This is a genomic window from Herbaspirillum aquaticum, assembly GCF_002213425.1.
Lineage (GTDB): Bacteria > Pseudomonadota > Gammaproteobacteria > Burkholderiales > Burkholderiaceae_D > Herbaspirillum > Herbaspirillum aquaticum.
The window spans coordinates 92,825-115,860 of sequence record NZ_NJGV01000018.1; the positions used below are offsets into that span (position 1 = coordinate 92,825).

Here is a 23,036-nt window from a genome sequence, read left to right on the forward strand (position 1 = left end):
AACCGATCAGGCGGGCATCTCGCGTCAGAACAGGACGCCCTGCCCCGGATCCGGCATTTTCTGGCGCGGCGGGCGCCGGGCGGTCGATGGCAGGCCGCTCTTGCGCGAACCGTGCCTGTCCTGGATGGCGTCGGCTTCCGCCCGTGCGGTACTGCTGCCGCGCTGGCCGTAGAGGGCATCCTTGGCGTACTTGAGCGCAGTCTTCTCATCCACGATGGGATCGGGATAAGCCGCCGTGCCGAATTCCGGCACCCAGCGCCGCACGTACTCGCCCAGCGGATCATGATCGCGCGCCTGCTTGGTCGGCGAATAGATGCGCAGCGTGTTGATGCCGGTGGTACCGGACTGCATCTGCATCTGGCTCCAATGGATGCCCGGTTCGAAATCCAGGAACTGCCGCGCCAGGAACAGCCCCGGCGCGCGCCAGTGCAACCACAGGTGGTAGGCGGCGAAGCTGACCAGCATGGCGCGCATGCGGAAGTTGAGCCAGCCGGTGGCGCACAGCTGGCGCATGCAGGCATCGATCATGGGATAGCCGGTACGGCCTTCGCACCAGGCATCGAAACGCGCCTGCGCCTCCACGCCCCACGGACCGCCATCGCCCGGACGCAAGCCATCCAGCGAACGCGCCACGTTGCGCCATTCGATATCAGGCTGGTCTTCCAGCTTCTGCATGAAGTGGCAATGCCAGCGCAGGCGGCTGGAGAAGCCGCGCAGGCCGTAGGCCAGCTCGCGGTCGGCGGTGTGCTCGATGGCCAGCTCGGTGGCCTGATGCACGCTGCGCATGGAAATGGTGCCGAAGGCCAGATGCGCACTGAGCCGGCTGCAGACTTCGGGTGCGGTCAACGGACTGGACATGGCGCGCCGGTAATCGCGACCGCCGCCGCCGAGAAAGGCGCGCAGCGTATCCCATGCCGCTGCCTCGCCAGCGGGTGGTTGCAGGCGTACCTCGGGCAAACCCAGTTCGGTCAATGTGGGCAGCCTGTCGGGCTGCATCCCTTGCGGCGCACGAAAGCCGACAGGATTGGCAATCTGCGCTGCCTCCATGCGCTGCACCCAGCGCGCGGCCCAGCCATCGCGGCTGCGAAGGCGGCGCACCACGCCGGTTTGTGGAAACTCCTGCCACTGCACGCCCTGGATGCGGCTCCAGCGGTTCACCGAAATATCGCGCGCATAGCTCCAGGCCGGGCCGGTTTCTTCATGGCTGAAGAGATGGGTCACGCCCCACTGCCGGCGCAGCGATTCCAATACCTGCACCGCCTCGCCAATGCGCACCAGCAAAGGCAGGCCGCGCTGCTTCAATTCGATCTGCAAGGGGGCAAGGGAACGCAACAGGAAGTCCACATGCCGTGGATCGCATTCAAAACTCTGCAGCCAGGCTGGCTCGATGATGAAGACCGCAAACGCACGCTCGCATCGCGCAGCCTCGGCCAGCGCCGCATGATCGCGCAAGCGCAGGTCGCGCTTGAACCAGACCAGACCCACGCTCATCTCAGCCTCGGTCCTGGCGGCGTTCGAGCCGTACCACCAGCCGTTGCACAGCGGGACGCACGCGCAGGAAGCCGCGATAGCTGCGCTCCATCAGCCACAGCATGCCGGGCAGATGCGCCAGCCGGGCCAGCCAGCGCCACCCCGGCAAGCTCGCCCACAGCTGCACGAAGGCTTCGGCGCCGCTGAAGACCACGCCATCGGCCCGACGCACATGAAAGCGCGCCAGCAGCTGCTGGCGCGTGAGCCCCGCCGGAAGCTCCATGGCGGGCACATCCGGGCGGCTGATATCGCAAAAGCGCAGCGGGGCATCCCCCGCACCGCGCTGGTACACGCCAATCTCGCGCCGGCACAGCGGGCAGGCGCCGTCGTACAGCACGGTAATCTCATGCTGTGGCGGGCGAGCGTCAGGATCCGCCATCGCGCCGCTCCTTGCGTTCGGTACGCGCCAGCAACTCGGCTGCCGTCTGCAGGCCTTGCGTGCTGCGACGCCACCATTGGGTGAACAGGTCGCTGGGCTTGTCCACCACCGGGAACAACTCGGGCGGCGCCACGCACTGCGCCCACAGCGGCAACCAGGGGGCGAGATGCGGATCAGCCACGCAACGTACGCTGCGGGCAGACTTGAGCGCACGGCCGACGGTGGCGGCGTCACCGTGCCAGCACAGCGGAGTCAGCTCGCGCATGCGCGCACCGACGAAATCCCAACGGCGCTGGTCCCAAGGCCAGAGCAGATGGAAGTCCGAGAGATACAGACCCACCACCACGGTGTCGGCCGACAGGTCGGACGGCAACTCGCCCAGGCTCCACGGATGGACCAGCCAGACATCGCGTCCGGCCACGGCTTGCGCCTCCGGGGCCACACTGCCCAAATGTTCAGGTGGCACCGGCAGCAGGGCCGGCTCCTTGCAGCGCTCGCGCGTGCGCTGGGCGGGTTCGGCCGCCACCGGGTCGGGATGGAGGGCGATTTCGCCCAACGCTTCATAGGAGGTGTCGACCACGGTGCCCGGGCTATGCCACTCGGCCGGGGCGTACTTGGCAACGTTCTCGGCATTGAACAGGTAAGGCTTGTGGCTGCCGGTGCCCGCCACCCATTGCCAGCTCAGGTGATTGCTGGCCAGGTCGCCATCCAGCAGATGGCCGACCATCCAGTCCGCGCCGGCACGCCAATGGACCTTGCGCAGATGAACCACATAGCTGGCCAGCCACATGCGCGCGTGGTTGTGCAGGGTGCCGGTGGCATACAGGGTGCGCACGGCCTGGTCGATTACCGGCAGGCCGGTGGCGGCTTCGCGGATATCGGCCGGCAGTTCGCGCGCATAGGCCGCCTCCGGCAGCGGACCGGCATGCAGCGAATCGAAGATGCGCGCCCCGCGCCTGGCCCACACGTAGCGGTAGAAGGCGCGCCAGCCGAGCTCGTAGACGAACTTGTGCTGCACATCCAGCGCCTGGCGGCTGCACACGCCCTCCAGCACTTCGCGCAAGCTGACCAGGCCATGCGTGAGATAGGGCGACAGGCCGGTCACCGCACCATCCAGACTGTTGCGGGTGCGGGCATAGGCACCGGGACGCACGGCGGCGATACGCTCGCGCGCAGCGGCCAGGGTCGGCAGCAAGGGCAGCAATGCCAGCGGTCGCGGCGCAGGGACGGCCGCGACCGTGGCAGCGGCGGGTGCAACGGGTGCATCTTCCGGGGAAGGTGTATCCAGCACCAGGTCGAATTGATGTTTGCGATACATGGCTCGACTCCTCAAAGGCCAGGGTGGGCGCGCTTGCGGCGGCAGGCTTCGGAACAGTATTTGACCTCGTCCCAGTTCTTCGCCCAGGCACGCCGCCAGGTCATGGGCAGGCCGCACACGGCGCAGGGCTTGCTGGGCAAGTGCGCCTTGTTGCCGCGATGTCCGTTGACTTGGCTTTTCGGTTTCATGACTCAGGATTGTACTGAATAAATGCGTCACACTTGACTCATGACGCCAAATTCGCGTCTATAATCTGTGTCAAACATGATTCACCGGAGACCATCATGAGCCTTGCGCAATCGACCTCTTCCCCTGCCCTTGCGGCCGACAAACCTGCTGGCGAAGCCTTGCGCCGTACTGGCGCGGTAGCGCGCATGCTGCGCATGCCGGTGGCCACGCTGCGGGTGTGGGAGCGCCGCTACGCGCTGACGCAGGGCAAGCTCTCGCCCAGCGGCCAGCGTCTTTATTCGGAAGCCGATGTACGGCGCCTGGCGCTGATCCGGCAATTGACCGAACTGGGCCATGCCATCGGCAGCCTGGCCGGGCTGGACATGGACCAGCTGCAGCAAGTCGCAGCCACCCACGCCGAACTGCATGCCGCCCGCCCGACGCCACCGGATGCAGTGCAGGGTCAGTGGCGGCTGGCCGTGATCGGCTCCACCCTGGCGCAGCGCCTGGACAAGCCCGGCCTGCTGCAGCGCCTGGGGCGTCCGCTGCAGTTGCTGGGCCCGTTCGAGAGCATCGAACAGGCCGCCATGGCCTTGAAGCGGGAAGAAGTGGATGCCCTGCTGCTGCACGAACCGCAGCTGCACGCCGGCTGGCTGGGTGCGCTGGAAAGTTCGGCACCGGCACTGAGCGGGCTGCCGATGGCGGTGCTGTATGGATTTGCCAGCGAGGCGGTGTGCGAGACGCTGGCGGCGGTGGGCATCAGCCTGCTGCGTGCGCCGCAGCCCGATGTGGTGATCCTGCAATGGCTGCGCGGGCTGGCCGCACTGTCCTCACCGGCGCGCGACGACGAGGCAGGTGACAAGGCGCTACCGCCGCGCCGCTGGAATGACAATGAGTTGATCGCCTTTGCCAACCAGTCCACCACGGTGGCCTGCGAGTGCCCGCGCCACGTGGCGGAATTGCTGATGCAGCTGTCGCAGTTCGAGCACTACAGCGCCCAATGCGCCAACCGCAACGTGGCTGACGCGCAATTGCATCAATACCTGCAGCAGCTGACCTCGGAATCACGGCAGCGGTTTGAGGCGGCCTTGACGCGCATTGCCCTGCATGAAGGATTGATCACTGAGGGCAGCTGAAGCCGGCTTGACGCCCTGATGATTGCGTCCGTGGCACCACCACAATGCAGCACCAAAGTGTAGTTCTTCTTTCCGAACCTCGACAATTCGGAGTTGTCTGAACGGCTTTTCACAACTCCCCGTTGTTTCTTGATTCATCCGAGAAAGGAAAAATAATGACTAACAAATATCGCTATGGAATTCATGAAAATCTCTCCCCAAATGAATTACTTTTCTACATTTTTGTCGACGAGACCTGCAAAGACTTGGTGTAGACGATATTGGCGCGGCAGCTGCCATTCTCGCTGGTGAAAACATTATCCCCACACGCGCCAAACCCATGGGAGCGACGAAGGGGACGTCAGCTGCATCCATATTGTCTCGAAGATACCTGAACTACGATCTGAAGAAACGCATCTTGCCAACGGTGACACGAGAAAGCATCAAGCGCCTCCAAATCCTCATGACCAGAAACATCGGTGCTTTCGTGGGAAGAGCTGTCCCGGTTGTTGGATGGGTCTTCATGGCTTACAACGTTGCAACGATCAGCGTTCGAGCTGTGGCGAATTACAACCGCCGGGTCAATCCTGACGATAGAGTTTTGTCATGAGCCATCTGACATGGGAGACGTTTGAAGCCTGGGTCCGACAGCGACATGGCACCAGCGACCAAATGCACTTGGTGAGGACCACCACGCTGACCGGAGACATGCAGCTTACCGGCGATGAAGCCGTTGACTTCATTGATCGCTGCTTCGCGGCGTTTTCCATCGATCCTGGAGACTATAGTTTCGACCGATATTTCCTCGGCGAGGGATTCAATCTCATCGAGGTGATCCACATGGCTTTGTCCAAGAAAAAACGGGTCAAGTATGAGCGGACCCCGCTGACCTTGGGGATGCTCTACCAGGCGGCATTGGATGGAAAATGGAATTGCGCTCGACTCGAAGCACTTGGAGCAGCTCCAGAGCAGGACACACCGCCGGATGGCGGTCAATCGGGATAAGAGCCACCGGCAGGTCCGTGCGCAGCCTTGCAGCAGCAAGATTGGGCACCACGAAAAACGCCCGGCATGAAGCCGGGCGTTTTCGTTACAGCAAGCGCTGTTGATCAGTGACGGAAGTGACGCGTCCCCGTCAGCAGCATCACGACATCGCGCTCATTGGCTGCATCGATGACTTCCTGGTCGCGCATGGAGCCACCCGGGTGGATGACGCAGGTGGCACCGGCATCGACCACCACATCCAGGCCATCGCGGAACGGGAAGAAGGCATCCGACGCCACGGCCGAACCGGCCAGGGTCAGGCCGGCATTCTGCGCCTTGATGGAGGCGATGCGCGCCGAATCGATACGGCTCATCTGGCCGGCACCGACGCCGAGCGTCATGCCATTGCCGCAGAACACGATGGCATTGGACTTGACGAACTTGGCCACGCGCCAGGCGAACATCAGGTCCTGCAGTTGCTGCTGGGTCGGCTGCTTCTTGCTGACCACCTTCACATCGGCCAGCAGGACGTTCTTGGCGTCCGGCGACTGCACCAGCAGACCACCGCCGACGCGCTTGAAGTCATAGCCGTTCAGGCCGGTACCCAGCGGGATTTCCAGCAGGCGCACGTTCTGCTTGGCAGCGAAGATCTGCTTGGCTTCGGCGCTGAAGGACGGGGCGATCAGCACTTCCAGGAATTGCTTGGCCACGGCTTCGGCCGCTGCGGCGTCCACTTCGCGGTTGAAGGCGATGATGCCGCCGAAGGCCGAGGTCGGGTCGGTCTGCAGGGCCTTGCTGTAGGCTTCCAGCGGGTTGGCGCCGATGGCCACGCCACAGGGGTTGGCGTGCTTGATGATGACGCAGGCAGCTTCCGTGGCCGGGTCGAAGCTCTTGACGCATTCCCAGGCAGCATCGGCGTCGGCGATGTTGTTGAAGGACAGTTCCTTGCCCTGCAGCTGGGTGTAGTTGGCCAGGGCGCCATCGACCTTCTTGATGTCGCGGTAGAAGGCGGCGCTCTGGTGCGGGTTCTCGCCGTAGCGCATGTCCTGGACCTTCTCGAAGTGAAGATTCAGGGTCGCCGGGTAGGCGCTGCGGGTGCTGTGCTGCTTGTCTTCACCCAGCGAGGTGAAGTAATTGGTGATGGCGCCATCGTATTGCGCGGTGTGGGCGAAGACCTTCTTGGCCAGCGCGAAACGCTTTTCGTAGGGCAGGTCGCCACCGGACTTCAGCTCGGCCAGCACGCCTTCATAGTCGGTCGGATCGCAGATGACGATGACGTCCTTGTGGTTCTTGGCCGAGGAACGCAGCATGGCCGGGCCGCCGATGTCGATGTTCTCGATGGCGTCTTCCAGCGAGCACTCATCCTTGGCCACGGTCTGCTGGAACGGGTACAGGTTCACCACCACCATGTCGATGGTGGGGATGCCGTGCTGCTCCAAGGCGGCGACGTGCTCGGGGAAATCGCGACGGGCCAGGATGCCGCCATGGACCTTGGGATGCAGCGTCTTCACGCGGCCATCCAGCATTTCCGGGAAACCGGTGTAGTCGGCCACTTCGGTGACCGGCACGCCATTGTCGGCCAGCAGCTTGGCGGTGCCGCCGGTGGACAGGATGTTGACGCCCATGGCGGACAGCGCGCGCGCGAAATCGAGCACGCCTGCCTTGTCGGATACGGAAATGAGTGCTTGTTTGATCATGGTAGGCAAGACTGGTAAGGAAAAGGAAACCTGAAAAACCGTGGAAGGAAGCTGCACCCGCGCACCCTCCCGACGCCCTCACTGGCGCGCCGGCAAGGCTGGTGGCGGCTACAGCAGGCCGTGCTGCTGCAGCTTCTTGCGCAGCGTGTTGCGGTTGATGCCGAGGATCTCGGCGGCCTGGGACTGGTTGCCCTCGGCGCGCGCCATCACGGTCTCGAAGACCGGTTTTTCGACCGTGGCCAGCACCATGTCGTAGACATTGGTCGGTAGCTGTTCACCCAGATCCCGGAAATATTTTTCCAGGCTCTTCTTGACGACATCCTCAATACTTTCTTTGCTCATTGCTCTGCTGCTTCTGTTCTTGTCGGCGCCACCCCGCAAGCCTCAATGCGCCGTATTCCCCCGAGCGCGATGGTGCGTGGCGATGCCGTGTTGTTGATCAATTGCGCCCGCTGTTGCCGCTCGCGCCAGCGCATCCGAACCCCTTGGTCCTGTCGTGCTGTTCTGCCATCCTGCGGTGTTGCTTCAGGCGGCCAGGGCTACCTCGTCGGCCAGTCCGTATTGCAGGCGATCGCCGTGCACGGCCTGGTCAGCAAAGAACTGCCGTACCGCCTGCAACTGCTGACCGCAGTCTTCGATGCGGTTCATGCTGCTGCGGAAAGTCTCGCCGCCCGGCAGGTCGCGCACATACCAGCCGATGTGCTTGCGTGCCGTGCGCACGCCCAGGTAGTCGCCATAGAAGGCGTAATGGGCTTGCAGGTGTTCATCCATCAGATGCGCCACCTCGGTCACCAGCGGTGCCGGCAGGTGCTCGCCGGTGCGCAGGAAGTGATCGATCTCGCGGAAGATCCAGGGACGCCCCTGGGCGGCGCGGCCGACCATGACCGCGTCGGCCCCGGTGATGCGCAGGACTTCGCGCGCCTTCTCGGGCGTGGTGATGTCGCCATTGGCCACCACCGGGATCTTCACGGCGGCCTTCACGGCCGCGATGGTTTCGTACTCAGCTTCACCGCTGTAGCCGTCGGCGCGGGTGCGGCCGTGCAGGGTCAGCATGGCGATACCGGCGGCCTCGGCGCGCTCAGCAATCTTGAGGGCATTCTTGTTGGCGCGGTTCCAGCCGGTGCGGAATTTCAGGGTCACCGGCACATCTACCGCCGACACCACCGCGTCCAGGATGCGCGCCACCAGTTCCTCGTCCTGCAGCAGGGCCGAACCGCACCAGCTGTTGCAGACTTTCTTGACCGGGCAGCCCATGTTGATGTCGATGATCTGCGCACCGCGCTCGACGTTGTACTTCGCGCAATCGGCCAGCATGACGGGATCGGCCCCGGCGATCTGCACCGCCTTGGGTTCCATCTCGCCATCGTGGTTGATGCGGCGCGAGGTCTTCTCGCTCTGCCACAGGCGCGGGTCGGACGCAGCCATTTCCGAGACGGCATAACCCGCCCCCAGCTGCTTGCACAGCTGGCGGAACGGACGGTCTGTCACACCCGCCATGGGGGCGACGAACACGTTGTTGCGCAGGGAATAGGGCCCAATGTTCACGACGTGGATAGGGGGAGATACGGGGAAGGGCGCTATTTTAGCGCGATTGCCTGCCTCGCCCAACAAGAATCGGGCGTGGTTACATCTTTGCGGGTGATTATTTATTGGGCAGCGGAGATTGTTGGTGAAATGCTAATTCGAAGTATCACTTGACGGGAATCTCACGCCGATTTCACAAAGGCCAGCAAGCTGTCTGCCGACTGGCGCAAACCTTTCAGGATCGCTGCGGCGACTTTGGACGGGAATCCGTCCGGCAGATCGGCTTGCACCGCGGCAATGACTTGCTCGGTACGCTCGCCCAGTTCACGCAGCAGCGCCAGCGGTCCTTCACCGCTCTCGGCCACGATCCCGAAGTGCGTGCCGAGGGCCGCCCAGTGACGTGGCAGGATATCTTTCATCCTGCGATGCACGTTGCGGGACCGCACCGCCATCGCCATGGCAGCCCGATGCGGCGACAACTTGCCGGGCCCTTCGCCGATCAGGGGCAAGACAGACAGCACGTCATACAGCGGCGTCGGTTCATATCGGCCACCGGGCTTGAGGAAGAGCGAGAAATTCTTGGCATGGCCGTCCGTCGCCCACAGCATCCAGAACAACACCTGCGCCTGGAAGAAGTAGCGACGCGCGGCCACCGGATCGATGGCACCGCCCAGCAGCGCCATGATCTCCTTCATGCCCGGACCACCATCGGCTTCATATTTGAGCCAGGGGGAAATCCCGCTGGCCTGGCACAGGTCTTCCTGCGGCAAACGCAGCAGTACGGTCTGCCCGCTGACCGGATCGCGGTGCCAGCGGCGGTCGAAGCGTTCCACCGACAATACCCGCTGCGCTCCAAAACGCAGGCACCACGCCCACCGGCAGGATCTGCAGTGCACCCACGCAATCCCGGCCCGCTTCGGCCAACAGGGCAAAGGCATCGGTGTCGGCGGCCTGGTAGCGGCGTGCAAGGCGTTCGCGGATGAGCTTGCTGTCGGGAAGCAGGTTGTCGAAATAGTGATGGACGATCTCGCCACGATGGGGCGGATTGCCGGGCTTGAAAGGCAGCGACAGCGACAAGGGACGGCCGCCGGGCGATGCCACCCACTGCGGGTCGTAGTGCAGGCTGTCGCCTTGCGCCGTGATGGCCCAAGTGCCAACGAAACTGCCATTCATCCACAGGCCCAACTCCCTGGGCTTGCGACGCTGCGCGGTCACCATGAAGCGTCGTCGGAAGGGGGCGTATCACTCTTCGAGAGCGCATCGTCCGCTTTGCGCAGCACCAGCTCGACGCCCAGGATGTTGAGCAGCTCTACCAATCGGTCGGCACTGACCTTGTCAGCGTTGCGCTCCAGCGAAGACAAGTTCTGCTGGGTCACGCCCAGGCGACGGGCAACCTCCGTCTGGGTCAGGCCGGATTGCTTGCGGTAGGCCTGCAGTAGTTGTGGCAGCTGGTGGCCAGTACGGACAGGAAATTCACTCATACAACCCCGCTACGAAGTGATGTGAAACAAATCATACGTTGTTTCGCAACTTTACGCGTTGTGGTTTGTATTCTGCCAATACAAATTTAAATTTGTATTTTCAATTTACAAACTACAGATTGTTAAGGGAAAAGAATCAGCGATCCACCTCATCCAGCGTCTCCCGCCGGAGATGCCCGATCTCGCCCCAGGAGCGGATGTGGGCACGTTCCCCATCCCAGTGCAGGCGATTGACGCTGGCATTGAAGATGTCAAACGTGCGTGGCTGGGCAAAGGAAGTCTGGCTGGCCCAGTGGTGCACGCACTCCAGCACGCCGCCATGGGTGACGATGGCCACCTTGCGATAGCGGCCCGAGGCCAGCACGCGCTGCACGGCTGCCACCGAACGTTCATAGAATTCGCGCATGGTTTCGGCGATGCGCTCGCCGGCGGGATAGCGGAAGTCCGGCTCGCGCGCCTTCCACTGGCGATACGCCTCCGGATAGCGCGCCTCGATCTCGGTATGGCGCAAGCCTTCGAAACCGCCATAGCAGCGCTCGCGCAAACCCGCATCGATCTGCACCGCCAATCCCGCCGCACCGGCCACGGCCTGGGCCGTATCGCGTGCGCGCTGCAGGTCGCTGGCGAAGACGGCATCGATGCCCTCCCCCGCCAGCGCCTCGCCCAGCGCCAGGACCTGGCGCTGGCCGGCCTCGTTCAGGCCGATGTCGATATGCCCTTGCAGGCGCTTGTCCACGTTCCAGTCGGTTTCGCCGTGGCGGATCAGCAGGATGTCGGTCATGCAGTCAAGTCAGGTCAGCTACGCGGTACCGCGTTGGGGTTGAGGGTGTAAAGGCCCGTGATGGCAGCCTGATCCAGCACATGGTCGCGCAGCGCAGTGACCACCACCGAACCTTCCAGGTTGCCGGACACCGGCAGCTGCTGCACGTCCAGTGCGTAGAGGGTGAAGATGTAGCGGTGCACCAGCGCATCATTCCACGGCGGGCAGGGGCCGTCGTAGCCGAAGTAGTCGCCGCGCATGTCGCCGTCGCCGGCGAACCAGCCGGTGTAGTCATTGATGCCCTGGCGCGCGCCCGGCATGACCTCGCCCAGCACGGCCGGGCCCGGCTTGCCGCGTGCGGTCACGCCGTTGCTGAACTGGCCGGCCTTGATTTCGCTCACGCCCGCCGGAATGTCCACCAGCGTCCAGTGATAGAAATCCACACGCGGCAGCTCCAGCGGTACGGTCTTGCCTTCCTGGTTCACATCGTCGCCGCGCGAGGGCACGTCGGGATCATGCACCACCAGCGCCAGCGACTTGGTGCCGGCCGGCAGGTCGCTCCAGCCGAAGTGCGGATTGCGATTGGCAGCGAGGGCCACGTGGGTCTTGGGATCCATCACCGCAAAGGCGAATTCGCCGGGGATGTTGGCACCGTCCTTGAAAGAATCGCTCCAGAATTTCATATCACCTCCTAAAAGTAAGGCCACATGCAACACGCATTACGAATTCATTTGGGGACGCGCCGCCGGGCTTCAATGCCGGGCTGGCTATTATCCGGTAACGTTCATATCGGCAGCCGGGGCCTTGGGCTTGACCTGCAGCCAGAAGGTCACCGGACCGTCGTTGGTGAGCGACACCTTCATATCGGCCCCGAAGCGCCCTGTTCCCACGCTCTGCTCGCCATGGCGCGCACGCGCCTGCGCCACGAAATGGTCGAACAGTTGCCGTCCCAGTTCCGGTGCCGCAGCAGGCGTGAAGGAGGGGCGCGTGCCTGAATTGGTATCGGCCGCCAGCGTGAATTGCGGGATCAGCAGCAAGCCGCCTTGCACGTCGGCAACGCTGCGGTTCATCTTGCCGGCCTCGTCGCTGAAGACGCGATAGGCCAGCAGCTTCTTCAGGAGGGCATCGGCTTCGGCCGGGGTGTCGTTGCGCTCGGCGCAGACCAGCACCATGAGCCCGGTGCCGATGCTGCCCAGCGTCTGGCCATCCACCACCACCGAGGCCTGGCTGACCCGCTGCAAGAGAGCGATCATGCGCGCTCCAGCTTACGCCAGGGTGACGCGGGCGAACTTGCGCTTGCCCACTTGCACCACGCACTGGCCGGCCTCGACCTTCAGGCCCTTGTCGCTGATGACGGTGCCGTCGATGCGCACACCGCCCTGCTCCACCATGCGCAGCGCTTCCGAGGTGGAGGCGCACAGGTTGGCCTGCTTCAACAACTGGCCGATGCCCAGCGGCGCGCCCGACAGCGAAACTTCCGGGATATCGTCCGGGATGCCGCCCTTGGAGCGGTTCACGAAGTCGGCCAGCGCATCTTCGGCAGCCTGCTGCGAGTGGAAGCGGGCGACGATTTCCTGGGCCAGCGCCACCTTGATGTCACGCGGGTTCTTGCCGGCGTCGACCTCGGCCTTGTAGCCGGCGATCTCGGCCATCGAACGGAACGACAGCAGGTCGTAGTAGCGCCACATCATCACGTCGGAAATGCTCATCACCTTGGCGAACATGGTGTTGGCCGGTTCGGTGATGCCGATGTAATTGCCCTTGGACTTGGACATCTTTTCCACCCCGTCCAGGCCTTCCAAGAGCGGCATGGTCAGGATGCACTGCGGCTCCTGGCCGAAGTCCTTCTGCAGTTCGCGGCCCACCAGCAGGTTGAATTTCTGGTCGGTGCCGCCCAGTTCCAGGTCCGACTTCAGGGCCACCGAGTCATAACCCTGCATCAACGGGTAGAGGAATTCATGCACCGAAATCGGCGTGCCTTCCTTGAAGCGCTTGGTGAAGTCATCGCGCTCCATCATGCGTGCCACCGTGTAGCGCGAGGCCAGCTGGATCATGCCGCGGCTGCCCAGGGCGTCGCACCATTCGGAGTTGTAGCGGATCTCGGTCTTGCCCGGATCCAGCACCAGGCTGGCCTGGGCGAAATAGGTCTTGGCGTTGATCTCGATCTGCTCGCGCGACAGCGGCGGACGGGTGGCATTGCGGCCGGACGGGTCGCCGATCATGGAGGTGAAGTCGCCGATCAGGAAGATCACCTGGTGGCCCAGGTTCTGCAGCTGGCGCATCTTGTTCAAGACCACGGTGTGGCCCAGGTGCAGGTCAGGCGCGGTCGGGTCCAGGCCCAGCTTGATGCGCAGCGGCTGGCCGCTTTGCTCGGCGCGCGCCAGCTTTTGCGCGAATTCGCTTTCGATGAGCAGCTCATCGATGCCGCGCTTGGTGATGGCCAGCGCCTCCTGCACCTTGTCGGTGAGGGGCAGGCGGGAGGGGGCTGCAGGGGCAGGCGCAGCGGCGGCGGAGGTGGACTGGTCGGCGTTCATCGATATAACTAAAAAATTGGCTTTTGTAGGACAGGACCGCTAAATCGTGTTGCTATAATTCCGACTTTCGTTTTTTCTGCCCAGCGCCAGGACGCGGCCTCAGAAGCTCAGCAGCAGGAAAACGTTCTCGACCCGTAAGCGATGTTACGCGGGCGCAACACGGCGGGGGGACAGGAAACGCCGCATTGCAGCCATCACCCGCCATCCGCCACGGAAACGTCAGATTTTAACGTATTCGGTTTGCATGTTCCCACAAGATAAACTCAAGCACGTCTCGTCCCTGTGCTTCTCCGCGTTGCAGTCCTGCCACCACAAAGTCGCCGCTTCCTCGCCCAAGACCCGCATCATCGGCGCCAGCGCCCTGTTCCTGGCCGCCTTCACCATCGGTGCGGCCGGCTTCGCCCCGGCCGAGCCGGACCTGCGCGATGCCCCGGTGAACCCGATTTCCAAGGAACTGGCCCTGCCCGACCTGCAACAGCAGGTCAGTGCACTGGAAGAGCGTTCGCAGTATTACGTCAACGAAGAGAAGGTCCGCAGCGGCGACACCCTGGCCACCCTGCTCAACCGCCTGGGCGTGGATGACGACGAGGCCACCGCCTTCATCAAGTCCGATACCCTGGCGCGCGCGGTGATGCAGTTGCGCGCCGGCAAGCGTGTGGTCGCCCAGACCGACGACAACGGCGAGCTCATCAAACTCTCCGCCACCCTGGACGATGGCAGCGATACCCCCAAGAACCTGGTGATCGCGCGCCATGACGGCAAGCTCAGCGCCGAAGCCCAGCCGGCCGTGCTGGAGCGCCGCGTGGAAATGCGCGCCGGCACCATCTTCTCCTCGCTCTTTGCCGCCACCGACACGGCGCAGATCCCCGATGCGGTGGCCATGCAGCTGGTGGACATGTTTGCCACCAACATCAACTTCGCCTCCGACCTGCGCCGCGGCGACCGTTTCAACGTGGTCTACGAGACCTACTACCAGAACGGCGACCTGGTACGCACCGGGCGCGTGCTGGCCGGTGAATTCGACAATGCCGGCAACCGCTACCAGGCCGTGTGGTTCAGCGATCCGGCCAGCAAGACCGGCGGTGGCGGTTATTACGCTTTCGATGGCAAGTCGCTCAAGAAGGCTTTCCTGAAGTCGCCCCTGGCCTTCACCCGTATCTCTTCCGGTTTCTCGATGCGCCTGCACCCTATCCTGGGCCAGTGGAAGCAGCACACCGGCGTGGACTTCGCCGCACCGACCGGCACGCCCATCCATGCAGCAGCCGATGGCGTGGTCGATTTCGTGGGCCAGCAGAATGGCTACGGCAACATCGTCGTCATCAAGCACTGGAGCGGCTACTCCACCGCCTACGGCCACATGAGCCGCTTCTCGCCCAACATCAAGAAGGGCATGAAGGTCAGCCAGAACGACGTGATCGGCTTCGTCGGCATGACCGGCTGGGCCACCGGGCCGCACCTGCATTACGAGTTCCGCGTCAACAACCAGCCGCGCAACCCGCTGTCGGTGGAGGTGCCCAACAACCAGGCCCTGACCGGCCCGCAGTTGCAGCGCTTCCGTACCGTGGCGGCCGACATGCAGCATCGCATGGCCATGCTGCGCGTGCCGGGTGCGCCCGATGTGAAGCTGGCTGCAGCCAAGTAAGGGACGGCTGTCCCGACTCCCCGACCAGGGCGGCGCTGTAGAATCAGCGGCCGCCCTTTTCTTTTTCCGACCTGCCTGCCATGAACGATTCCTCCCATTTGACCATCGGCCTGATGTCCGGCACCAGTCTTGACGGCGTCGACGGTGTCCTGGCCGCCTTTGACGGCCAGGCGATCTCCGCCACGCTGGCGGCGGCTTACGTGCCCTTCCCCGCCCACCTGCGCGCGGACCTGATGGCCCTGCAGGCCGCTGGCCCCAACGAGATCGAACGCGAAGCCCTGGCCGCCAATGCGCTGGCCGTGCATTACGCCGACTGCGTGGCGCAACTGCTGCTGCAGGCCGGCAAGACGGCCGCGGACGTGCGCCTGGTAGGCGTGCATGGGCAGACCATCCGCCATCGCCCCGAACTCGGCTTCACCCGCCAGACCAACAACCCGGCGCTGCTGGCCGAACTGTGCAACATCGACGTGGTCGCCGACTTCCGCAGCCGCGACGTGGCTGCGGGCGGCCAGGGCGCACCGCTGGTGCCGGCCTTCCATCGCGCCATCTTCGGGGATGCGGCGCAGTCGCGGGTGGTGGTCAACATCGGCGGCATCGCCAACATCAGCATCCTGCCTGCCAGCGAAGACGGCGCTTACGGCTTCGATACCGGCCCCGGCAATGCGCTCATGGATGGCTGGATCCACCTGCACCAGCAACGCGCCTATGACGCCAACGGCGACTGGGGCGCATCGGGACAGGTGCACGCAGGGCTGCTGGCGCAATTGCGGGATGAGCCCTTCTTCCGCGCGCCGCCGCCCAAGAGTTCGGGACGCGACCTGTTCCACCTCGACTGGCTGCAAGCAGCCCTGCTGCGTACCGGCTCCGCACTTGCACCGGAAGACGTCCAGGCCACGCTGGCCATGCTCACGGCCAGCACGATTGCCGACGCCATCGTGGCGCACGCACCCTTGGCCCGCCAGGTCTACGTCTGTGGAGGTGGGGCCGAAAATGCCTTCCTGATGCGACTGTTGCAGCGGCAACTGCAAGGTCGTGCCAGCGTGCAGTCGACGGCTGTGCTTGGCGTGGCACCGCAGCATGTCGAGGCGCTGGCCTTTGCATGGCTGGCGCGGCGCTTTGACCTGCGCCTGCCGGGCAACCTGCCCGCAGTCACGGGGGCACGTGGCCTGCGCGTGCTGGGTGCGCTCTACCCTGCATAAGGCCTGACCCGCACCAGCAAAGAAAAAGCCGTCCGGTATTGAGCCGGACGGCTTTTTCATGTCATGTCGATAGCGAACGGTGCCGTATCGAAAAAGAGCTTGGTAAAGCTGGTAAAGGAATTGGTAACAACCGTGACCAGATTAGTAACGGCTGATACGACCGTTATCCAGCCGGACGCGGTCACCCACGCGGAAATCGGTATTGTCTTCCTGCGCGAAGGTCTGCAAGGACCCATCGCTCATGCGCACGCGGATGTTGTAGACCTGATGGCCCGCAGCGCTGTTGCGCTGGACCTGGTTACCCGCATAGGCACCGCCTGCGGCACCGGCAACGGTCGCCAGCACGCGGCCCGTGCCGCCGCCCACGGCGTTACCCAGCAGGCCACCGGCCACACCGCCCACCACCGCACCGGCCACGCCGTTGCTTTCCTTGTGGGTCACTTCGATGGCTTCCACCACGCCGGTCCCGGAATAGGCAGCCACACGCTCATAGTTCTGCGAAGTGGGCGCCGCGCCATAGGGCGCCTGCTGCGGGCTGGCACAGCCGATCAGCAGACCGGCGAAGCTGGCGCTGACCACGGCCAGCGAGATGTAGTGATGACGGATGGACATGAAGTTCTCCTCTGCATAAGACACGAATGCGACACGGATGCGCACCTGTGCGCGCATCTGCCATGGATGATGATTGCAGTGTGCCGCGCACACCTTGTGCGCGGCATCGGAGAAGCCCGGGAATCGTTGTCGGAAAAATGAGGACGTCGCCGTCAGCAGACAGGTCTCAATTGAGCCAGCCGCGCCGACGGAAATACCAGAAGGGCGCAATGGCCGAACCGATCATCATGAGGATGGCCAAGGGGTAGCCCACCACCCAATCCAGTTCCGGCATGACCTTGAAGTTCATGCCGTAGATGCTGGCGATCAAGGTGGGCGGCAGGAAGGCCACCGAGGCCACCGAGAAGATCTTGATGATCTTGTTCTGGTTGATGTTGATGAAGCCGACGGTGGCATCCATCAGGAAGTTGATCTTGTCGAAGAGGAAGGCGGTGTGGCCATCCAGCGATTCGATGTCGCGCAGAATCTGGCGCGCATCCTCGAACTGCTCCGAACTGAGCAGACGGCCGCGCATCAGGAAACTGACCGCGCGGCGCGTGTCCATCATGTTGCGGCGGATGCGGCCGTTCAGGTCTTCCTCGTGGGCGATGGTGTTGAGCACTTCGGCGGCGGCCTGGTCGGACAGGCTTTTCTTGAGCACGCTGGTGCTCACCGCTTCGAGCTTCTGGTAGATGCCTTCGAGCGCGTCGGCGGAATATTCGGCATCGGTCTCGTAGAGGTCGAGCAGCACGTCACGGTAGTCGCCGATGGAACCGGGCCGCGAGCGTGCGCGCATGCGCACCAGGCGGAACACGGGCAGGTCTTCCGCATGGACCGAGAAGAGGATGTTGCGCGCCAGGATGAAGGCCACCGTCATGGTGGAGGAAGAATCGTCATCGCCTTCGAAGAGGAAGTCGGTGCGCAGGTGCAGGTCGCCGTTCTCGGCTTCGAAATAACGGGCCGACGCTTCGATGTCGCTGAATTCATCCTCGTCGGGCAGGGTCACGCCGTAGATGCTCTTGACCCAGGCGCGCTCTTCGTCATTGGGTTCGGTCAGGTCCACCCAGACCGGCGCGGCCTGTTCGAGGTCGGTGCGGCTGTCGATGTTGACCTGGCTCAGCCGTCCGTTTTGCAACACGAATACATTGATCATGGGTTCTCGCTCGGTGGAACGCGGGGGAAGAGTCCCGGGTGAAATGCGGCAGCCCGTGGCGACAGGCGCGAAACGTGCGCAAGTGTACGTTCAAGCCCCGTGCCAGGCAAGCGCCAATGCGCCGCATGCCGTACGGCCGTGGCCAATGGCGCGCGCTGTCATACGGCGGTCATGTGGCTGCGGCAGCAGCGCCGGATTACTTGTGTGTCGGCGGCAGCGTCGCTGCATTCATGCGGCGCAGGATCAGGCTGGTACGGGCGGCCAGGTAGCCGGAGCCGCGATTGCGGTCGTAATAGCGCGGACGCGGCAACATCACCGCCAGTCGGGCCGCCTGCTCCGCGCCAAGATTGGCGGCCGTGGTGCGGTAGTAATGCTGGGCCGCAGCCTCGGCGCCGAAGACGCCATTGCCCCACTCCACCACGTTGAGGTAGAGCTCGAAGATGCGCTGCTTGTCCAGCAGGAATTCCAGCATGTAGGTGATGATGAATTCCTGGCCCTTGCGCAGATAGCTGCGCTCGCCCGAGAGGAACAGGTTCTTGGCCAGCTGCTGGGTGATGGTGGAACCGCCGGCGACTACCTTGCCCTTTTTCTCGTTCTTTTCGTAGGCCTTCTGCAAGGCCTCCCAATCGACGCCGTCATGCTCGGAGAAATTGGAATCTTCCGAGGCGATGATGGCGCGCTTGAGGTTGTTGGAGATGCGTGCATAGGGCACCCAACGGAATTGCAGCTGGGCATTCGGGTCCTTCTCGCGCAGGATGGACAACTGCTGGCGCATGAAGCTGGTGGACTCGGGGTTGTGGTCCTTCCACCACCAGATCTGCACGAAGAAGTACAGCTGCAGCAGCAGTACCAGCATGACGGGCAGGACGATGATCCAGAAGAGCAGCTTGCGTAGCGATTTCATGTGCCGGTGGTGGTTCTGTTCCAGGGTTCTAGCGATGCGGGGTCAACTCGACATGCAGACCTGCAGAGATGCAGAGATACAGACATGCTGTCCTGCAGTCCTCTACAGGTGTGACGGACTATGCCCTGCCTTTACTGTGACAACTGCTGGCGCAGGCTGGCAAACACGTCGGCGGTGGCCGGCCGCACGCCGCGCCAGAGCAGGAAGGCTTCGGCCGCCTGCTCGACCAGCATGCCCAGCCCGTCGCGCACGCTGGCGCCATGCTGCTGGGCGCTCTGCATGAAGACGGTGGGCTGGCGGCCATACATCATGTCGTAGGCCAGGGTTTCGCTGCCGTAGACCGAGACTGGCAGTGGCGGCAGGTCGTCCGAGAGGCTGGCCGAGGTGGCATTGATGATGACATCGAACACGCCCTCCAGCTCGGCATAGGCGGCGCTGCGCACCGGACCGTATTCGGCGAACTGCTGCGCCAGCTCCTGCGCCCGCGACTGCGTGCGGTTGACGATCACCAGCTCGGCCGGCTGCTGTTGCAGCAGCGGCAGCAGTGCGCCGCGCGAGGCGCCACCCGCGCCCAGCAGCAGGATGCGGCGTCCCGCCAGCGCCTGGCCGGCATTGGTCACGATGTCGGTGACCAGGCCGGCACCATCGGTGTTGTCGCCAAGGATGCGGCCGCCTTCGAACTTGAGCGTATTGACCGCCCCCGCCAGGCGCGCACGCTCGGTCAGCTGATCGGCCAGCGCGTGGGCTTCCAGCTTGAAGGGAACGGTGACGTTGGCACCACGTCCGCCGCGCCGCCGGAATACCTGCACCGCCGCCTTGAAGCCGTGCAGCGGCGCCAGCAGGCGATCATAGTGCAGCGACTGGCCGGTCTGGGCAGCGAACTGCGCATGGATCTCGGGCGACTTGCTGTGGGCAATCGGGTTGCCGATGACGACGTATTCATCCATGGTGTTCTAGCTGCTCCCTCGTTCTCTGTTCTTGTCTGTAGCCGGGCCGCCGGCGCTGATGTCAGCTGGCGCCCAGCTGTGCCTGCACGCCCTGGTCGCGGGTAAAACGGAAGGTCACGATGACTTCCCACACGTCATCCTTGCCGCTGGTGCGCATGTTCTCGGGAAAACGGCCAAACGGCGCCGCACGCCGCACGATGGCCACCGCCGCCTGGTCCAGCGCGGCATTGCCGGAGCTTGTGCGCACCACCACGCCGCCATCGCGCTCATAGAGGCTGCCATCCTGGAACACCGGGATCACCACCAGCAGTTCACCGTAGAGCTTCTTGCCGTCGCGAGTCGGGAAGTTCAGCGTGCCGACTTTTTCCACCTTGTCCTGCAGTGCCTTGAAGTACTGCGCATACCCCACTTCGCGTGTACTCGGCGTGATCTGGGTCTTCTTCGGGCGCTTGTTGTATTGCTCGATGTCCTTGGCCAGTTCGGCTTCCATGCGCGCCATGGCCTTGGCGGTTTCGGTCAGGTCGCGCGCGTTGGGCTGCGGCGTCTCGGTCGGCTTCTGCAGCTCGCTGCTGGCCACGTGCTGGCGTGCCTCCTGCAGCTGCGCCAGCATCTTGCGCTGCTGCTGCTCCAGCTCGGCCACCTTGCGCTGGGCGGCCTTGACGCTGTCGCCGCTCTCGACCCGCTGCATGTCCGGCAGCGGCGATCGGGCGCGGCCGTCGTCGGCATTGCCGCCGCCATCCAGGTTGGCCTGCGCCAGCGCCTGGGCGTTGACTGGTTTCTTGTCATGCTTGGCGTTGACCAGGATGACTTCCAGCTCGGGATCGGACGGCTTGAAACGGAAGGCATCGGGCGCAGCGAAGTGCACGGCCAGCAAGAGGCCATGCACCAGCAGCGAGATTCCGAGCGCAACGCTCAGCAGACGATGTTGGGCAAACAGGTTCACAGCAAACGGGAAGCAACGACGATAGACACAGCGCCAATTCTACGCCAGCACCGGCTCATTGGGCCGCTTGCGCGGACGGGTTTTCGCCCGCGTCGGCCGCTGGATCGTGTGCATCTTCCTGCGCAGCATCCTGTGCAGAATCTTGCGCAGCATCCTGTTCAGCGGCCGCTTCCTCGCCCTGTTCTTCGCTACCCATGGAGGCCATGCCTTCGAGCAACTCGTCATCATCTTCACCGAGGTCGCTGGCCAGCGCCTGGGCAGCGGCGGCGGGCACTTCGAGCAGGCGCGCTTCCACGGTCAGGTCGACCTCATCCCAGCGCAGCAGGTCCAGCTTGACCTGCAGGCCGCGCGCCAGTTGCGGCAAGCCCGGCATGCGCAGCACCAGCGGGATTTCGACCAGGCGCAGGATTTCATCCTTGAGCACCACGGCTTCCACGGTACGGGCGTTTTCCTGCGCCAGCCAGCGCAGGCACCAGTAACGTTCCATGGTGGACTGGAAATCGGCATAGCCGGAGTAGGCCGCATCGAAGCCGGAAACGATGGCGAAGAGATCGGCATCGCGCGGCTTGAAGGGCGCTACCAGCGGCGCGGTCACGCCGTGCTCGATGCAGGCCAGGATCTGCCACTGGTTGACCAGGTCGGTATAGCGGCGCAGCGGCGAGGTGCTCCAGGCATATTGATCCACGCCCAGGCCCTGGTGGGGCGCGGCGTGGGTGACCATGCGCACCTGCATCTTGGCGGCCCAGCCACCGGCCCCGCCACCTTGCGCGCGGTAGATGCCGGGCACGCCGTGATCGGCCATGAGCTTGCCCCAGGTGCTGTTGGCGAAAATCATCAGCTCGGCCACGATCTTGTCCAGCGGTGCGCCACGGCGGCGGCGCACGATGCTCACCACATCGTTCTCGACGTAGAAGTTGAAGTCGACACGGTTGTTCTGCTCCGGGCGCAGGCCGAAGCTCTCGCGCTTGGCCATGCGGCCCTGTTCGAGCAGTTGCACCCACTGCCACAGGAGCGCGATCTCTTCCTTGTGCGGATACTCGCCGCGATTCTCGGCCAGGGCCTCCTCGGTGACCAGCTCGTCGAGGTCGTTGTGGCGCAGGTTGGCGGCAATGGGGACCAGCTCGGCACGGGTCTCGGTGGCCAGCACTTCCCAGCTGGCCGCATCCAGGGTCGCATAGAGCGACAGCGCAGGACGGGCAGCACCGGCATCGAGCGTATAGGTGGCCACCAGGTCGTCGGGCAGCATGGTGATCTTCTCGCCCGGCATGTAGACGGTGGACATGCGCGCACGCGCAATCGCATCGATCGCATCGCCGCGCTTGATGGCCAGGCCCGGTGCGGCGATGTGGATACCCACGCGCAGCTTGCCGTCCGGCAGGCGGGTGACGGACAGGGCATCATCGATTTCGGTGGTGGTCACGTCATCGATGGAGAAGGCCTGTACATCGGCCAGCGGCAGGTCGGTGGTGGCCGGCGGGATATCGATGGCCGGGAAACCGGTGCCGCGCGGGAAGAATTCGGAGAGGAAACGCGCGTAATGCAGGTCCTTGGGCGAGGCCACGCCACCGGCGGCCAGCATCAGGCGCTGCGGGGTGGTCTGCATTTCCTTGGCGGCGGCGTCCAGGGCCTTGAATTCGATGCCGTTCTTGTCCGGCTTGAAGAGCAGTTGCAGGGCGATGGGGCGGAAGGCTTCCGGCAGTTTGTGGGCCTTGAGTTCCTCCACATACACGGCCTGTGCGGCCAGTTGCTGCTTCTTCTTTTCCAGCCCGGCCAGGGCCGCCTGCAGCGAGGCTTGCGGGGCCGCCTTGTAGCGGCCGCGGCCCTTCTTGTAGAAATAGATCGGCGCACGATGCAGGCACAGCAGCAGGCCGGCCGCTTCCGGGGGCAGCGGGGCGTGGCCGAAATATTCGGCGGCCAGGTCGGTGAAACCGAATTCTTCTTCGCCGGCCACTTCCCAGAGGAAATCCAGGTCGACTTCATCAGCGATGGCCTGGGCCTGTTGCATCAGCTCCTGCGGCGCGGGGGCAGCGAATTGCAGCAGCGCATCGCGCGACTTGACTTTGGCGCGCTTGCCGGAGGCCATCTCGACCTGGTAGGACTCGCCCTGCTGGGTCATGATGGAGCCGGCCTTGAAGTCGCCGGATTCTTCGAACAATAAATTCATCTG

Annotated in this window: 23 protein-coding genes and 2 pseudogenes; 5 read left to right on the forward strand and 20 right to left on the reverse strand. The window is 64.0% G+C overall.

The annotated features are described in order from the left end of the window. Positions 1-24: 24 nt before the first annotated feature. The 4 genes from CEJ45_RS16975 to CEJ45_RS16990 are packed head-to-tail and all read right to left on the reverse strand — an operon-like array spanning position 25 to position 3,415. The gene (locus tag CEJ45_RS16975; protein WP_088756222.1) at positions 25-1,491 is read right to left on the reverse strand and encodes an FAD-binding domain-containing protein; all 1,467 of its coding nucleotides are present in this window, start codon (positions 1,489-1,491) and stop codon (positions 25-27) included. A 1-nt stretch (position 1,492) separates the two neighbouring features. After that, on the reverse strand, positions 1,493-1,909 hold the full coding sequence (locus CEJ45_RS16980) for a thiol-disulfide oxidoreductase DCC family protein (RefSeq protein ID WP_088756223.1): 417 nt from the start codon (positions 1,907-1,909) through the stop codon (positions 1,493-1,495). Continuing rightward, positions 1,896-3,227 (reverse strand): FAD-binding domain-containing protein, encoded by a 1,332-nt coding sequence (locus CEJ45_RS16985; protein WP_088756224.1) that lies wholly within the window; start codon positions 3,225-3,227, stop codon positions 1,896-1,898. Before CEJ45_RS16985 ends, CEJ45_RS16980 begins: the two co-directional genes overlap by 14 nt. 11 nt (positions 3,228-3,238) lie before the next feature. Then, a complete protein-coding gene (locus tag CEJ45_RS16990; RefSeq protein WP_088756225.1) occupies positions 3,239-3,415 on the reverse strand; it encodes a DUF2256 domain-containing protein in 177 nt (58 codons plus the stop codon). Between the two features lie 96 nt (positions 3,416-3,511). Between CEJ45_RS16990 and CEJ45_RS16995 the strand changes: the two genes are divergently transcribed. The 3 genes and pseudogenes from CEJ45_RS16995 (at position 3,512) to CEJ45_RS17005 (ending at position 5,515) form a co-directional block, all read left to right on the forward strand. Beyond that, complete coding sequence (locus CEJ45_RS16995) at positions 3,512-4,531, forward strand: MerR family transcriptional regulator (RefSeq protein ID WP_088756226.1); 1,020 nt, start codon at positions 3,512-3,514, stop codon at positions 4,529-4,531. Positions 4,532-4,686: 155 nt separating this feature from the next. Then, positions 4,687-5,120, forward strand: a pseudogene (locus CEJ45_RS25375) (STM2901 family protein). Further along, positions 5,117-5,515 carry a DUF1493 family protein gene (locus CEJ45_RS17005; protein ID WP_088756227.1) on the forward strand — a complete coding sequence of 133 codons (399 nt, stop codon included), beginning with the start codon at positions 5,117-5,119 and terminating at the stop codon, positions 5,513-5,515. Before CEJ45_RS25375 ends, CEJ45_RS17005 begins: the two are co-directional and overlap by 4 nt. 104 nt (positions 5,516-5,619) lie before the next feature. On the opposite strand, the gene purH is transcribed toward CEJ45_RS17005, so the two are convergent. The 10 genes and pseudogenes from purH to tyrS all read right to left on the reverse strand — a co-directional run bounded on the left by purH (position 5,620) and on the right by tyrS (position 13,490). Continuing rightward, positions 5,620-7,191: a bifunctional phosphoribosylaminoimidazolecarboxamide formyltransferase/IMP cyclohydrolase gene (gene purH / locus CEJ45_RS17010; protein ID WP_008334724.1), complete on the reverse strand. Its 1,572-nt coding sequence runs from the start codon at positions 7,189-7,191 to the stop codon at positions 5,620-5,622. A gap of 108 nt (positions 7,192-7,299) precedes the next feature. Further along, complete coding sequence (locus CEJ45_RS17015; RefSeq protein WP_006463627.1) at positions 7,300-7,533, reverse strand: Fis family transcriptional regulator; 234 nt, start codon at positions 7,531-7,533, stop codon at positions 7,300-7,302. A 183-nt stretch (positions 7,534-7,716) separates the two neighbouring features. Beyond that, positions 7,717-8,736 carry a tRNA dihydrouridine synthase DusB gene (dusB, locus tag CEJ45_RS17020; protein ID WP_088756228.1) on the reverse strand — a complete coding sequence of 340 codons (1,020 nt, stop codon included), beginning with the start codon at positions 8,734-8,736 and terminating at the stop codon, positions 7,717-7,719. A gap of 161 nt (positions 8,737-8,897) precedes the next feature. Further along, positions 8,898-9,653, reverse strand: a complete 756-nt coding sequence (locus CEJ45_RS17025; RefSeq protein WP_479459581.1) for a HipA domain-containing protein — start codon at positions 9,651-9,653, stop codon at positions 8,898-8,900. A gap of 1 nt (position 9,654) precedes the next feature. Beyond that, positions 9,655-9,933: pseudogene (locus CEJ45_RS25420) on the reverse strand (HipA N-terminal domain-containing protein); the annotation flags it as partial. Beyond that, on the reverse strand, positions 9,927-10,196 hold the full coding sequence (locus CEJ45_RS17030; protein ID WP_088756229.1) for a helix-turn-helix domain-containing protein: 270 nt from the start codon (positions 10,194-10,196) through the stop codon (positions 9,927-9,929). The gene CEJ45_RS17030 and the pseudogene CEJ45_RS25420, both read right to left, overlap by 7 nt. A gap of 136 nt (positions 10,197-10,332) precedes the next feature. Beyond that, positions 10,333-10,977 carry a histidine phosphatase family protein gene (locus CEJ45_RS17035; RefSeq protein ID WP_088756230.1) on the reverse strand — a complete coding sequence of 215 codons (645 nt, stop codon included), beginning with the start codon at positions 10,975-10,977 and terminating at the stop codon, positions 10,333-10,335. A gap of 14 nt (positions 10,978-10,991) precedes the next feature. After that, on the reverse strand, positions 10,992-11,639 hold the full coding sequence (locus CEJ45_RS17040) for a YbhB/YbcL family Raf kinase inhibitor-like protein (protein ID WP_088756231.1): 648 nt from the start codon (positions 11,637-11,639) through the stop codon (positions 10,992-10,994). 87 nt (positions 11,640-11,726) lie between these two features. After that, positions 11,727-12,209, reverse strand: a complete 483-nt coding sequence (gene dtd / locus CEJ45_RS17045; protein ID WP_088756232.1) for a D-aminoacyl-tRNA deacylase — start codon at positions 12,207-12,209, stop codon at positions 11,727-11,729. Positions 12,210-12,221: 12 nt separating this feature from the next. Further along, positions 12,222-13,490, reverse strand: coding sequence for a tyrosine--tRNA ligase (gene tyrS / locus CEJ45_RS17050; protein ID WP_088756233.1), 1,269 nt, complete (start codon positions 13,488-13,490; stop codon positions 12,222-12,224). Positions 13,491-13,734: 244 nt separating this feature from the next. Between tyrS and CEJ45_RS17055 the strand changes: the two genes are divergently transcribed. Both CEJ45_RS17055 and CEJ45_RS17060 read left to right on the forward strand, forming a co-directional pair. After that, a complete protein-coding gene (locus CEJ45_RS17055) occupies positions 13,735-15,132 on the forward strand; it encodes a M23 family metallopeptidase (RefSeq protein WP_088756234.1) in 1,398 nt (465 codons plus the stop codon). Positions 15,133-15,212: 80 nt separating this feature from the next. Then, complete coding sequence (locus CEJ45_RS17060) at positions 15,213-16,331, forward strand: anhydro-N-acetylmuramic acid kinase (RefSeq protein WP_088756235.1); 1,119 nt, start codon at positions 15,213-15,215, stop codon at positions 16,329-16,331. A 141-nt stretch (positions 16,332-16,472) separates the two neighbouring features. Here the strand turns inward: CEJ45_RS17060 and CEJ45_RS17065 are convergent, their stop codons facing one another. From CEJ45_RS17065 to CEJ45_RS17090, 6 genes are all read right to left on the reverse strand, one after another. Then, positions 16,473-16,943: a glycine zipper 2TM domain-containing protein gene (locus tag CEJ45_RS17065; RefSeq protein ID WP_088756280.1), complete on the reverse strand. Its 471-nt coding sequence runs from the start codon at positions 16,941-16,943 to the stop codon at positions 16,473-16,475. A gap of 166 nt (positions 16,944-17,109) precedes the next feature. Beyond that, on the reverse strand, positions 17,110-18,075 hold the full coding sequence (gene corA / locus CEJ45_RS17070) for a magnesium/cobalt transporter CorA (RefSeq protein WP_034341589.1): 966 nt from the start codon (positions 18,073-18,075) through the stop codon (positions 17,110-17,112). 196 nt (positions 18,076-18,271) lie between these two features. Then, positions 18,272-18,979: a monofunctional biosynthetic peptidoglycan transglycosylase gene (gene mtgA, locus CEJ45_RS17075; RefSeq protein ID WP_088756236.1), complete on the reverse strand. Its 708-nt coding sequence runs from the start codon at positions 18,977-18,979 to the stop codon at positions 18,272-18,274. Between the two features lie 131 nt (positions 18,980-19,110). Then, entirely contained in the window at positions 19,111-19,926 is an 816-nt protein-coding gene (gene aroE, locus CEJ45_RS17080; RefSeq protein ID WP_088756237.1) for a shikimate dehydrogenase, read from the reverse strand. 61 nt (positions 19,927-19,987) lie between these two features. Next, a complete protein-coding gene (locus CEJ45_RS17085; RefSeq protein ID WP_088756238.1) occupies positions 19,988-20,869 on the reverse strand; it encodes a cell envelope integrity TolA family protein in 882 nt (293 codons plus the stop codon). A gap of 55 nt (positions 20,870-20,924) precedes the next feature. After that, positions 20,925-23,033 carry an RNB domain-containing ribonuclease gene (locus tag CEJ45_RS17090; RefSeq protein ID WP_088756239.1) on the reverse strand — a complete coding sequence of 703 codons (2,109 nt, stop codon included), beginning with the start codon at positions 23,031-23,033 and terminating at the stop codon, positions 20,925-20,927. Positions 23,034-23,036 lie beyond the last annotated feature (3 nt).